9 protein-coding genes are annotated in these 13,788 nt (G+C 42.1%); 7 read left to right on the top strand and 2 right to left on the bottom strand.

Going from position 1 to position 13,788, the window contains the following annotated elements:
• Positions 1 to 3: 3 nt before the first annotated feature.
• From ABIA61_RS26150 to ABIA61_RS26130, 5 genes are all read left to right on the top strand, one after another.
• Positions 4 to 1,458 (top strand): efflux RND transporter periplasmic adaptor subunit, encoded by a 1,455-nt coding sequence (locus tag ABIA61_RS26150; protein ID WP_404580126.1) that lies wholly within the window; start codon positions 4 to 6, stop codon positions 1,456 to 1,458.
• A complete protein-coding gene (locus tag ABIA61_RS26145) occupies positions 1,455 to 2,192 on the top strand; it encodes an ABC transporter ATP-binding protein (protein ID WP_283653436.1) in 738 nt (245 codons plus the stop codon). Before ABIA61_RS26150 ends, ABIA61_RS26145 begins: the two co-directional genes overlap by 4 nt.
• The gene (locus ABIA61_RS26140) at positions 2,189 to 3,403 is read left to right on the top strand and encodes an ABC transporter permease (protein WP_283653435.1); all 1,215 of its coding nucleotides are present in this window, start codon (positions 2,189 to 2,191) and stop codon (positions 3,401 to 3,403) included. The genes ABIA61_RS26145 and ABIA61_RS26140 overlap by 4 nt, the downstream gene beginning before the upstream one ends.
• 93 nt (positions 3,404 to 3,496) lie before the next feature.
• Entirely contained in the window at positions 3,497 to 3,973 is a 477-nt protein-coding gene (locus tag ABIA61_RS26135; protein WP_283653434.1) for an RNA polymerase sigma factor, read from the top strand.
• Positions 3,974 to 4,157: 184 nt separating this feature from the next.
• Positions 4,158 to 4,921 (top strand): IS5 family transposase gene (locus tag ABIA61_RS26130; RefSeq protein ID WP_283653433.1). Its coding sequence is split into 2 segments (ribosomal slippage): positions 4,158 to 4,497 and positions 4,497 to 4,921, totalling 765 coding nucleotides; the frame shifts between segments, so codons are not numbered across the junction.
• A 410-nt stretch (positions 4,922 to 5,331) separates the two neighbouring features.
• Here the strand turns inward: ABIA61_RS26130 and mprF are convergent.
• Positions 5,332 to 7,977, bottom strand: a complete 2,646-nt coding sequence (gene mprF / locus ABIA61_RS26125) for a bifunctional lysylphosphatidylglycerol flippase/synthetase MprF (RefSeq protein ID WP_283653432.1) — start codon at positions 7,975 to 7,977, stop codon at positions 5,332 to 5,334.
• 1,366 nt (positions 7,978 to 9,343) lie between these two features.
• Here mprF and ABIA61_RS26120 point away from each other — a divergent pair.
• Together ABIA61_RS26120 and ABIA61_RS26115 are read left to right on the top strand one after the other, a co-directional pair.
• Complete coding sequence (locus ABIA61_RS26120; protein WP_028541752.1) at positions 9,344 to 9,745, top strand: VOC family protein; 402 nt, start codon at positions 9,344 to 9,346, stop codon at positions 9,743 to 9,745.
• An 85-nt stretch (positions 9,746 to 9,830) separates the two neighbouring features.
• A complete protein-coding gene (locus ABIA61_RS26115) occupies positions 9,831 to 10,190 on the top strand; it encodes a hypothetical protein (RefSeq protein WP_404581469.1) in 360 nt (119 codons plus the stop codon).
• A 402-nt stretch (positions 10,191 to 10,592) separates the two neighbouring features.
• Here ABIA61_RS26115 and ABIA61_RS26110 read toward each other — a convergent pair whose 3' ends face one another.
• Entirely contained in the window at positions 10,593 to 13,442 is a 2,850-nt protein-coding gene (locus tag ABIA61_RS26110; protein ID WP_283653431.1) for an alpha-amylase family glycosyl hydrolase, read from the bottom strand.
• Positions 13,443 to 13,788 lie beyond the last annotated feature (346 nt).

The following is a 13,788-nucleotide window of genomic DNA, read 5'->3' as shown; positions in this document are numbered from 1 at the left end:
ACATTGCCGGAAACAGTAAAAAAAGATGCATTGCAAATATTAAGAAAAAAAAGAAGATTAAAAGTGATCATAGGTATTCTGGCCTTGATCATTATAGTGGGAATCGGTGGTACTGTTTATATGAATAGGGGGCAGGAAAAGCCCGTGGAGGGTCCTGCGAATCAGATTGTTCAGGTGAAAAAAACCAATATAACCGAATCGCTTGCCGTGACTGGGACCGTTCAGGCTTCCAAGGAAGTGAATATTAATTTTACAAATGTCGAGGGTGCCAAGCTCATTGCGGTCAATGTCAAAGCAGGAGATAGTGTTAAGGCGGGCCAGGTTTTAGCTCGTTTAGATGATTCAGATGCCAAATTACAAATTAAAGATGCCCAGTCCAATGTTGCGATTGCAAGGGCCAAGCTAGAGGAAGCCAAGCGTGGACCAAAGCAAAGTGATATTGAGCTCCAGAAGGCAAATGTCCTAAAGACACAGATGGCGATTAAAACAGCCAAGGACGAGACGGAGTTAGAGGAAGCCGCTGCACAAAAAGAGGTTGCCAAGGTGACCTTGGATAAAGCCCAGAAGGATTATGATGACCAGACTTATCTAGTTCAGAATGATGCGGCCGCAGAAAGTGACCTGGCGACGGCCAAGCAAAGCTTGGATAAGGCAAAATTGGATATGAGTAATGCCGAGCTTCAATACAAGAAGGCACAGATCAGACAAAACCAGGCTATTGAAGATGCTGAAATGGGCTATAAAACCGCTTTGATTCAATTAAAGGCAGCACAGTCCCCGCCTGAAGCTTCCAACATTCAATCTGCACAGGCTTCTTTACAGCAGGCTGAAACGGCATTAGAGCAGAAGAAAAGTGTCCTGAGCAAATTACAGGTTACAGCGCCGTGGGACGGGATCATTTTGAAGGTCAACGGCGATGTGGGTACCAGTCCTACTACACCTTTTATCATAATGAATAACTCCAACACAGGGGTCATGAAGGTTAGTGCCAAGGTTAACGAAAGTGATATCGCCAAATTGAAGACTGGACTTCAGGCTACAATGCATACAAATTCATTCCCGGACAAGCAATTCAAAGGAGAAGTTCTCTTTGTTTCTCCAGAGCCAGTTGTGGAATCCAATGTGACTACATACAAAGTTGAATTGTCTTTAGATAGTCAAAAAATAAAGCTGCAACCAGGGATGAACATGGATGTATCCCTTCTGTTAGCTGAACACAAAGATGCGCTGTCTGTGCCATTGTTTGCACTGAGATCTGAAGGTGGTGTAGATGGAGTATATGTGGCGAAGAACGCGGCAAATCCTGCTGATTATGGGTTTAGACCGGTGAAACTAGGTGTCTATACGGCGGATCAGGCCGAAATCAAGTCTGGTGTCAAGGAAGGAGAAACTATTGTTATTCCTCCTCAGAACAGCAGTGCTGATCCGAATGGCAGTGGAGGGGGGCAGGCACAATGAGCGAAACTCAATCCAATAAAACGGTGATCGAAATTAAAGAACTGAAAAAAATGTATGAAGTAGGCGGTCAGGAGATTCAGGCTCTACGTAGTGTGAACTTATCTATTAACGAAGGTGAGTTTGTTGCTATCATGGGACCCTCTGGTTCAGGCAAGTCTACCATGATGAATGTCATTGGTTGCCTGGATCATCCGGATACCGGAAAATACTACCTGGATGGGTATTCCATATTGGATGCTCGTGAGAACGAACTTTCGGAGATTAGAAATCAGAAACTAGGTTTTGTGTTTCAAAAATTTTATTTACTTCCCCGAACTACAGCATTAGCCAATGTAGAGCTACCTATGATGTATGCAGGTATACCTGCCAAGGAACGCCGGGAACGAGCCGTGGAGGCGCTACGAAGCGTTGGCCTTGCCGAACGGATGTATAACAAGCCTAACGAGCTTTCTGGTGGTCAGCAGCAGCGTGTCTCCATTGCACGTGCATTGGTAAATAATCCTGTTATTCTGCTGGCAGATGAACCTACGGGCGCACTGGATACGAAAACGAGTATTGAGATTATGGAACTGTTTCAAGGGTTGAATGAGCTGGGAAAAACTATAGTTCTGGTTACTCATGAGCTGGAAATCGCTGAATATGCCAAACGCTTGATTAGTTTTCGGGATGGTAATATTGAGCGGGATGAGCAAATTACGAATAGACGAATTTCATCAAGGATGGTAAGCCTATGAATGTGATGGAAACGATCCGTGTATCCATGAATAGCTTAACCACTAACAAGATGCGTTCATTTTTAACGATACTCGGTATTATTATTGGGGTGGCAGCGGTTATTGCCATTATGGCAATCGGAAACGGTTCTAAAGCCAGTATTAAGGAGGAAATAAATAGTCTAGGGAATAACGTGATTATGGTTGCTCCAGCCATGCCAATGACCGAGGAAGAAGTCAATGGGGACAACTTGCCCTCCTTTACGTGGGCTGATATCAAGGCAATGGAACAAAAGAGTTCGATTGCGGCATTAATGCCCAGTATTTCGAGTAATTCAAAAGTTGTATGGGGTCGATATAACTATAATGCAACTATTATAGGAACATCCGCTTCATTTTATAAAGTTAAAAAGCTTTCCTTTGCTGAAGGCAGGACATTTACCAACGATGAGTTGGATAAACGTATGAATGTTGCTATTCTGGAAAGCCAAGCGGTTGTACGTCTTTTTGGTGGGGATACCAAAAACGTGGTGGGACGAACGTTTCAAATTAAACAGATCCCCTTCAAAGTGATCGGAGTATTGAATTCTCAGCCCGTTACGAATTTAAGCCGCAGTACGAATGATCAAATTTACATCCCTGCTACAACCATGATGAACCGTCTGGGTGAGAGAAATATCACCAGCCTGGATGTCTCCGCCAAGTCACCAGCTCTGATGGATCAAGCTCGTTCAGATATATTGGGGAGCTTGCGTGTGACGCATCAGCTAAAACCCTCAGAACCGGATCAATTTCAAACTATGAGTCTGTCCGAAGCAGCAGGTGCAGCTTTGGGTGTAGATAATATCATGAGCAAATTGCTGGGAGGTGTAGCCGCAATATCGCTCGTGGTAGGGGGAATAGGAATTATGAATATTATGATGGTCTCCGTTATAGAGCGTACAAGAGAAATCGGTATTCGGAAAGCGATTGGTGCCAAGCCTAGAGATATTATGATTCAATTCCTGTCCGAAGCAGTCATTTTCGGTCTAATGGGAGGTATACTTGGGGTTGCTGCTGGCATAGGAGCGTCTAAAATAATTGAAGCAACAACTCGTATGACCATTGAATTCACGGTCTCGCCGATCATATATTCGTTTCTCAGCTCTGCAGGTATAGGTATCTTGTTTGGGGTATACCCAGCTTATAAAGCAGCGAGATTGAAGCCGATAGATGCATTGAGATACGAATAATTTTATTGAAAAGTGTTCATGAAACGTAAATAGTAGTGATGAGAGTTCAGTATTTGTTGAAAAGCAATCGAAACAGGAAGGAAAAGTAATGATATGGATATTAAAGAATTGGAGGATCTATATTTATCTTATAAATCAGAACTCTTTGGATACCTTTTTAGAATATTGCATAACAAACAGGATGCCGAAGATTTGTTGCATGAATGCTTTATTCGGTTTATAAGAGCTTCCCTTGACTTGCCAAAAGATCGTATCAAATTTTATTTTTTGAGAATTGCCAAAAATCTTGCTATAGATGTATTAAGAAAACGAAAAAAGATGGCAGGATACTTTACACATAGGGAACTTATTTATTGTCACTGTGATACCATCGATTTTGAAATTCAAGAGGAAGTCGAGCGAATTCTTTTGATGATAAGTAATGACGAGCAAAGGACTGTACTCGAATTGCGCCTAGTCCAAGGATACTCCATAAAAGAAACAGCAAAAATTTTAAAAAAGAGCGAAGCTGCCGTGAAGTCGTCGCTGTACAGAGCTTCTAAACATATTAAATTAAGATATATTTCATGAACTGATTGGGAAGAACCTAATAAGCAGTAGGACTGACAGTATTCTTTTTGCTGAAAGAGCTTTTTTTCAAGCTCTGATCCTTAAATTTCTTTTTATTGATCCAACAAATACCTCTAGTTTATCTGTTATCTAGGGCGTGTATTCAAACTACAAAACAAAGTTAAATCGTGGTAAATTAAGAAGTATGAAGAGACGATACGAAATCCAAGATGATCAGTGGAAAAAGATTAAAGACGTGCTGCCACCGGAACGAAAAAAACAAGGAGGTCGACCTGGAACAGACAATCGGGTGATGCTCAACGCGATGTTGTGGGTCGCCCGGACAGGAGCGCCATGGCGCGATATGCCAGAGTATTATCCTTCTTGGTCCTCAGTGTACACCCGGTTCCGCCGCTGGCAAATCGCTGGCATTTGGGATCGAGTTTTAGAGCATGTTTCGATTGAACCTGACTTCGAAAGTGTAATGATTGATGCGACTATTGTTCGTGTTCATCAGCATGGAGCCGGGGCAAAAGGGGGCAGTATCTCCAGGCCATAGGAAGATCCCGAGGCGGACTGACCACTAAAATTCACGCTATTGTGGATGCTTTAGGCAACCCGTTGCGCTTAGAGTTGACGGCCGGACAACGTCACTACTCGGTCATGGGCTATGAAATGCTGAAGTCGATGGATTTAACCCAAAAGCAAGTTCTGGCCGATCGGGCATATGACACGAACCGGATTCTCCAACTCCTAGAAGAGCAAGAGGCGACTCCAGTGATTCCCAGCAAGAAAAACCGTCGAGTACAGCGAAAATGGGACAAAGCAATCTACAAAGAACGGCATTTAGTGGAGTGCTTTTTCAACAAAACCAAACACTACCGTCGCCTAGCGACTCGCTTTGATAAATTGACATGCACCTTCAAGGCTTTTTTGACGTTGGCCTCGATTATGATCTGGCTTGCTTAGGTTTGAATACACGCCCTAATACAATAAACCAAATTTTTTATGTCTAGAAGAGTGAAGGCAGAATAGTTAAGTCAAAACATTAAAAAGGTGGTCAAGTGACCACCTTAGTCTTCCCAATATCTAACCGTGAAAAATAACAAAGATAACAAAGTTAACTTGGCTACTGCAGATCCAGGAGAGCAAAGAACGTTTCGGGAGAAAACCGCATTGACATTAAAAAAAGATCATGGATGTATAAATCGATTACTTACTCGTTGAGATAACCTAATCGTTCCACCGTTGGCATGCAATACGGACTTTCAGTTCCGACCAGGGCCAGAGATTCTCTCCTTGGTTATTGCTTTCATTCTACTGCCCTCATTTTTTCAGTCCACGTAACTGTAGCCTATCCAAAGAATTTATTCTGAAGGTTAAAGAAGCTCTACTTGTTCTGGACGACGAGATACCAGTCGGACAAGATCCAGCGTAAGCATTGGAAGTGTCATACCTGCCGGATAAGCTAAATATCTTGCTTGCCATTCAGGTGAGAATTTTTCCTTGTAACGGCGCAATCCCTCAAATCCATACCAGTGCCCACCATATCGGAACACCAGCCGAGCTAATTTTTCTTCACGATGCGCATTCTGATTTTCACCCACACTGGAGAGCGGAGACATACCCAAATTGAAATAAGAATAACCTTGTTCTTTTGCCCATTCAATTATACGTACAAATAACACATCCATCGTTCCATTCGGTGTATCATTCAAATGGCGCATCAGATCAATTGAGATCACTTTATTTTGGTCATAAGCTGGAGCTAATGTTGCAAAAGCCAAAATGTGACCCTCAGCATTACGAAGCAAGGTTAAGGGAGAGCGTTGAATATACGCTTCGTTGAACCAACCTAAAGAATAAGCTTTTTCTTTACGATCGCCTAGCCACTCATTCGAAATCTGACGTAATTCAGACAGTAATTCTGAATGATAGGGTGGGGCAAGCACTTCAAATATTTGACCTTCACGATCTGATTTATTTTTAGCAGTTCGCAAGTTCTGCTTACTTTTCCCACTTAATGTGAATGTAGTTAGAGGAACCAAAGCTTCTTCGCCTAGTTTGAAGAATTTGTAACCATTCTCATGATAGATCGATAGATATTCAGGTGTTGCTTGATAAAAAACAACGGTTAATGCATACTGATCCGCATACCTCTGAAATTCTTGAATCGCAGCAGAGACAAGATTTTTATTACCAACTGGGTCGCCAAGTACAATTAATTTGTGACGCATTCGAGAATAGGGAATTAAAATTTGATCATTTTGCGCCCAATAAAAATTTTTGTCTCCTAGATAGAGAAGATGAGTCAAAAGATTACCGTCTTCTTTGGCAATAAATTGAGTTAATTTCTCTATACCCGCCTCATCTGGACGTATTCCTGTGTAGCGATGCGGGCGTAATGTGAATATAGATGCCATTAAAATTAAAGCACCGATTAATCCAACAAGAGCCGTCACTGCATATTCATGCGGGTTCAAAAACCATTGTTGAGCACGCATTGGTAGATGTCGCAAAATAGCTGGATGAATATGTGTACCAATAACGTAATACGATAACGATGAGATAAAAGCAAGGAACGCCCAAATCCAGATACTACGTAAAGAAATACTAGCACTTTCACTGTTAAATCGAGCCCGAGATATCCATAGCACCAATGCAACAATAAGTAAAATAATAGCTTCCTCGTAATCGAACCCTTTGGCAAATGTGAAGATAGCACCTGCTAACAACAATGCTCCCGTCCATATGTAAGCGCGACGAGTACGCATTGAAATACCACGTGATACGACAATAAGCATAATACCGATAGTCACAGATAACTGTTCTGAAAAACGCATAATAGGTAAAGATAACACATGTTCCATAAAACGTAGGCGAGCAATTAGGCCTGGGGTAGCCGCAGAAAGTAGTAATATGATACCACTGGTGAATACTAACTTTCCAAGCGCCCATGCTCCTAGATCACTAAGTAGACCGAAATGAGAAGGCCAGCCCCAGAATTTGACCCATGTGTTACGTGAAGCGTCCAGACTAGTTGTAATCATTTCACGCATTTGTTTACTGTTCGGACTCATCTCAAACGTAGCTAGCACAAGACCGATCAACCAAGGAACTACAAAGTAAAAAATGCGGAACAATAACAAAATCGTTAGTGCACGTGATGGATCAACACCTAATGTCTGAAGTCCAAGCAACACGATCAGATCAAATGCTCCAATACCACCTGGCGCCATACTAATAATCCCTGCAATTGCTGCTACAATATACACACCGAATACCGGGGCAAACGGTAAATGATTCAGATCATAAAAAGTGAATAACCAAAATAATGCCCCTGCACAAGCCCACTCTAGAACAGAGGAACCTAGAGAAGCGATGACTACTTTCCAAGGTAACTTGCCATCGCCCTTATGAAACCATTTGGCGAACAGGGAAGATCGTTGCATTAATAGGAAGAACGGTAAGTACAATGAAACTCCCCATACACCGATACGAAGCCAAGGAAGTTGTTCAAAAATAGGTTCTACAGGAAAAACACCGACCAGTACAAGACAGCCAAGTAAAGATAGACCGACTAATACGATAGGCGATAAAAAGAGTGCAGCAGCTCCCATTGTTTTCATAGGAACGCCACTTCTCTTATACAGTAATGTACGTAGTCCTAGACCGGTAAGACCAGCGAACCCAATCATATTATTAAATGTATTGGCTATCCATGCATATCGATAAGTCGTTTTCCAATTGATATCAAGCTTAAATTGTTTTCGTATTAAATAATCATAAGTACTCATTACAGATACCGCTATAAAAGAAGCAATGATCAATTGAATAACGACATGAACGGGCATCATGCGTAATTCATGAATAATTTTAGCTAAGTTAATATTCTGAATTTCGTGTCTTCCATATACATAGATAATGACTAAAACAGCTACAGGAATCAGTATCCTAATAATTTTAGCACGGTACAAAGCCATAAATAGCTGTAAAATTTTAAGCTTTCGAAGCAATTCTCTCATTGTGTCGTCGACTCCACCTTCGGACAAAATAATATCGATATTTTTAATACAAGACGGATTGTCAAACCAAATGCGACAGGACTTCTGTGAAAGATTCGTGAGCGGTCCTCCAATCCAGACATTTTCGGGGTCGGTGGTTAATTAGATCCAGTAAATGAAGGAGATCTTCATCCGTGACCCAAGCCATCAGTACTCTTGGGGAGGAACCCAGCAGTAAACCGTTAGCATTTTCATTCAAACCGCGTTGCTAGGACAAATAGCGTCAGCAAAATAAACTAGCAGGTTAAGTATAGCTTCCATATCCGCCTAGCAAGCAAACTACTTGGTTCAGTTAGCAGTGGCTGTGAATAAGCTGCCTGCGGGGTACTGTGTGATGATTACACCTAGCGCAATCTCTATGAACAACTCCGTACGATCGGCATTGTTGATGGGAGTATGCAAGCGGGTTTATGTTCAATTATTGTGGCTACGTACGCTTCATCCTTACCGTGGGCCAGATACGAGGATATTAGATGTAGTTTCATATGGGATTGTATTCTAAAAGAACTCAGAGAGAGGGCGAAATAAGAATAGATAGGCATAGTGTTAATTAGATTTATTAAGTTATTACTGACCATTTTGAACTTCTCTCTTTTTCTTTCAGAAAGCATAATAAAAAAAACTAAGGAATTAATGAGTATATTTCTAAAGAAAATCTAAAGAATTTGTATAACTAAGTAATAACTTGAAATGGAGATTCTTTCGCTAAGACTCTCCACCGTTAAAGTTGAACAGGGCTTCCTACGCAAGTGCTCCAGTTGCAAGCTCCATGATTAAGCTTCAGCGCCCCCCATCTCGGTTAAAAGACGGAATTCAGTGTGAAAGCTCTAACTACGCATGAAGAGTTGAATATATTCTTGACTGAATCGTATTCAATTTATTAATACTCGAATATTTTATTGTTTTTTGAATATAAAAAATCTTATTGCCAATAAATATAGTTATAAGCTAAAGGGAAGAACGATGATGCCCCTAAAATCAGATTCTTTGAAAATATATGATTTTGCTTCAGTGACACCTTTGGTTATCCATTATCAGCATGCGCATTCAATATACCCAACTGACTGGAAGTTTCTTTACCTAGATACGGATCCCGAAGAACTTGAAGAGTGCAGAATTGTTGTAAGAGAGTCATTACTTTGATGCGAAAATCGATACCTTGACGGAGACGATGCTGGAGCAGTCAAGTAAATAAGTTTACTAAGGAAACCGCAGAATGAATGACAGGAATGTCATACCTTGCGGTTTCTTTTATAAGATTCGCTTCTGCTGCCAGAAGTAGAGTATAGTAGGAGTAGTTGAAAATATATTCCAGGAGGCTACAGCCATGTCACAGGAGATCTGGATTAATCTGCCGGTCAAAGATGTTGAGAGGTCAACTGCCTTTTTCAATGAGATTGGATTACATGCGGCTAGCGTTGGTAACGAGAGAGCCAAGCTTGCTATAGGCCAAACAACGATTCTGCTGTTCCCGGATGCGGCGTTTGAGAAATTTACAGGTTCAAAAATCGCAGATACTTCCCATACCGCAGAAGTAATATTTTCCATTGGCGCTGAAAGCAGAGAAGAAGTAGATGCCTTTATTCAAAAAGTAGAGTTTGCCGGAGGAAACATCTTTGGCAAACCGAGTGAAATTGACGGCTGGATGTACGGCGCAGGATTTGCCGACCTGGACGGTCACCGCTGGAACCTGCTGTACATGGATGAGAGCAAAATGCCGAAACGCTAATATGAAAACACCGGTCACCTGCTTAAGGTCACCGGTGTTTTTTACACCCCCTATAATCTCATATCCGTAATTCAAATCAAAATCGTTGCTTAGAAGGAAAAATTCGTGGGTTAAATTTATACAAATCACCTGGGCTATCCCTAAGCTAAGGGATATATTAGATATTTTCAATCCTTTTGAAAATCTCGTTCGCTCAAGAGTAGAACTTGTGCATGGATTGACCCATTTGCTTAATAATGCGGGATTAGACCCTAATAATTTAAGTGCTTTTTCTTTAAGAACAGAAGTTATAAAAATCACGGCCAACTTTAACAGCTGGCCTGCGGAAGTAATAGATTTGTATCTAACAACTTCAAAAAACGTTCTAGAAGGTATGAAGGAGATTATTCAGTCTTTTGCTGACCCGAACACACAGCTGAAAAAATTGTTAAAGAAACGTGTGTGAAATACAATGCAAATGGAGGAAACAACTATAATGATTGTATTACAGTTTTGCCTATCATTATTATGGCAATAGCATTATACATTCATGAAGGACATCCTCAATTATCATATGCTTTAGGTACTTTTGGTCTAACGCTTGTACCCGTTGTATGCAGTAGAACATATCCGGATGACCGGCCAGAACCCGTTAATACTTGATGGTTGTTGGTCATTAAATATACGGAGGAATGTACGCACATAGAAGCTGTCGTTGGTGCATCTTGGTTCACTCCCATCCGTTAAAAATTTAGTCCAGAGCAATATCCTGACTCTCTCTCTTGGATATACTTTTTAATTGGAAGCAACCTTAGCACGGTGCAATACCGAACTGAGGTTGCTTCAGTTAACTAAGACATACTGCCGTTTACTTCAGATAGGTTCCCGTTTCTCCAATTCCACCGCTGCCATTCAATACATATACCCTTGCGTTTCCTTTGCCGGAGCATGTCAGGGTGATCTTGCCATCAGTAACGGTTTTGGAATTACCAGTCACCGCATCCACATAGGTTCCGTTCGGAATTCCGGTAAATGTGGCGTTTCCTGAAATCGTGACCAATGCAAAGCTGTCAATGCCTTTGGCGCTGTCGGTATATCTTCTCTTAAACGCCAGATTGCCCGTTACATTCTCTGTGGAATACTGTCCTTTTTGCAAGGCGGGAACAGCTCTTCTGATTAAATTAAGCTGTCTGATATGTTTGGCCAGAGGATGGTTGAGCGATTCCGCAAGCGTGCCGGTAGCATTTGTGTATTTGCCGTAATCTTGTACTGTAACATTGCCTTCCATGTGATCGCCGAAATATGCCCGTCCCGTTTTGCTTAGCGGTGCGTTTGGACCCGGATCAATGACAGCCCCCTTTTGGAATTCGATTTCGGAACCATAGAAGATAGCGGGTATTCCGCGGAAGGTGAACATCAGATCGAGATTCTCGGCCCAAGTGTCCTGTGTGCCCGCAAATCTTTGATTTTCCGGAGCCTGGTCGGGCGCATAGTCATGCGAGTCGATATAGGTTACATTCCAGGTAGCATCATTATAGTATTGATCGCCACTTCTCATATTGAATGCTTCCTGCGCGGTCTTGAATGCCCAATGCATCGGAAAATCAATCACATCCATGCCCGATTTCATTGAATAGTCAGGCGTATGATAGGTATTTCCGTTTAAGAGAGCATTGTTCGAGGTTGGCTGTCCTGCTGTAGTAGAGTTGTCCGCCCACTCTTGTTCAACCGACACTTTATTGGAGGCGTAATCATTCTTTCCATCGCCCGGATACGATTTCGAGCTTTTCCAAGTATAGAATGGCGTCGAGATCGCCGGAATTCCACTGTTCCAGACATCTCTGTAACGGGTGGCTACTTCTCCAAAAATATAGAAATCCGAGCCGCCTCTTGTCTTCCAGGCAGGAATATAGTATTTATTGAAAATATACCGGCTCACATGCTTCACCGTATCGACACGGAAAGCGTCAACACCCATGTCTATATAGTGATTGTAGGTATCAATTAAATATTCGTTAACTGCAGGGTTTTCCGTGTTCAAATCCACGCAATCTCCCGCTATCTGACCAGTTTGAACAGTATAGGATTCCCAGGAGAGGCTTTTCTCTGTATGGTAAATGTTATTGTTCGTTTCCGCGTTCTTCATTAAAGCGAGCCTTGCCTGATACTGCTGATCGGGTGTCATAGTATCATAGTTTGACGGCAGCTTATCCGTAGTTTTCACCAAGTTGTTAGCCGTATCCGGTTTAGCCGGATCTTTCTTGAACATGGGGTACAGATTCTCTTCACCGAAATTACCGGTATGATTGACAACGATGTCTTGAATAACCTTCAGCCCTTTGGCATGGGCCGCATTGATCAAATCCTGGTAAGAAGCTCCCGCCGATTCATATCTTGGGTCTACTTTGGCGAAATTTATTGCATGGTAACCATGATAATCATAACCGCTGGCATTCTGCACAACAGGTGTAATCCAGACGGCGCTGAATCCGAGGGCTTTGATATAATCGAGCTTTTGAATCAGCCCCTTAAAGTCCCCTCTCCAAGCCGGGTCCGAATCCGGATTACGCGCCTTGGCATCATCCCATGCGTGCATGTTGTTGCTCGGATCACCGTCATAGAACCGGGAAGTAATCACGAAGTAAATAGTATCTTCCCGAAAATCACCTTTATTTCCAATATTATAAACAAAGCTTTGTTTGGTTTGATTGCCAGCGCCGTCTATAACGAGAAATTTTAATGTCGTGGTCTTGGAAATAAGGATGGACGGTCCGGTCAATCCGGCCATAGCGTTGCCGAGGATATATACTTTCGAGCTTATGGTTGGTTCCGTACCATCGTCCGTGTAGTATGCCTTGGTCGTTGCCGCCTTGTTATCATTTAGGTTGAAGGATACAGTCACCGAGGAATCGGAATGTCTGGTAGGCAAATTCGCTGTGATTGTCGGAGCTTGCAGATCTGAATTCAGGTCAATCATATAAGCGAAAGAGGATGCATTTCCAGTTTGACCGATTGAGTTGACACCGAAGGCCTTAATGGTCAAAGAGGAAGCAACTTGGATTGGAGAGGTATACAAGGTAGAGGATGTCGTAGGTGTCGAGCCGTCTATCGTATAGTAAATCTTATCGTCACTGTTGGTGCTGGAAAGCGTCACCGATTGGGACGAATCATATGTTTTGGGTACAGGAGAGGCGGAAATCGCCGGAATTTTAGGCATTTCCGGGCTGGTATCATACCATGTGTTATCTGTGTAATACCAGCCCTCTTTCACACTGCGGGACAAGTCGGCCGTCTGTTTGCCGCTACCGTCATTAAAGATGAGACTTGAGCCTGTGGCCTCGGCAATGGTGTAGCTGTACCAGTCGTTTCCATCCGACTTCATCAGGATTCCCGGCCACGCTCCGCTTATCGGAACGGTTGTCGGATTCAGATTCCAGTAATGGATTCGAATCGCTGAATTCCAGCTTGAAGGTTTCTTAAAGTGAACCGTTAACCCAGTTTGAGTTGATTTAGGTATTGTGGTAGGTGCATACGTTGCGGTAACGGTAGACGTGATCGAAGCGGTTGTAGAGGGAAGGGTAGTCGCTGTGGAATTCGTGTAGGTGGCTGTATAATCGGTGCTACTGGCCGAAGCTACGCCGGGTAAACCGAAGAAGTTGAAGCAAAGCGACAAAATAATCAACCAAGAAATAAAACTCCCAGTTTTTTTTCCTAGCAAGTTAACAACCTCCTGATAATATTTAGTGGAATAAATAATGCAACCGGTTGCATTAAAAATAAAAAAAAAGAAAACATTTATTTTGATAAAATGGATTCTTTGATCGCCTCCTCCGTGGTATATATGGAAAATAATCATTGTACGCGCTTACAAAAGAAATTATGAGAAAAGCCCATTCACGCATGGCTCTATACCAATGATTTTTTCCTTTTATGATTATATCATCCATACTTTTACTGGTCAATGAATTGCTAGTACCTTGACCAATTCTGATTTAATTTTTAAACTCTCCCTATAAGAAAAAATTGGGAGGGGATCACATGAACAAAAAATACGAGATTCAACT

Origin of the sequence: Paenibacillus sp. RC21, from assembly GCF_044907935.1 — a bacterium.
Classification (GTDB): Bacteria; Bacillota; Bacilli; order Paenibacillales; family Paenibacillaceae; genus Paenibacillus; species Paenibacillus terrae_A.
Note: the sequence above shows the minus strand (reverse complement) of the source record. Positions and strands in the feature narration are given on the sequence as shown.

What these genes read in the sequence shown, in the direction of transcription:
- ABIA61_RS26145 (WP_283653436.1), top strand. Translation starts at nt 1,455, where the DNA reads ATGAGCGAAACTCAATCCAATAAAACGGTGATCGAAATTAAAGAACTG.
- ABIA61_RS26140 (WP_283653435.1), top strand. Translation starts at nt 2,189, where the DNA reads ATGAATGTGATGGAAACGATCCGTGTATCCATGAATAGCTTAACCACT.
- ABIA61_RS26135 (WP_283653434.1), top strand. Translation starts at nt 3,497, where the DNA reads ATGGATATTAAAGAATTGGAGGATCTATATTTATCTTATAAATCAGAA.
- mprF (WP_283653432.1), bottom strand. Translation starts at nt 7,977, where the DNA reads ATGAGAGAATTGCTTCGAAAGCTTAAAATTTTACAGCTATTTATGGCT.
- ABIA61_RS26120 (WP_028541752.1), top strand. Translation starts at nt 9,344, where the DNA reads ATGTCACAGGAGATCTGGATTAATCTGCCGGTCAAAGATGTTGAGAGG.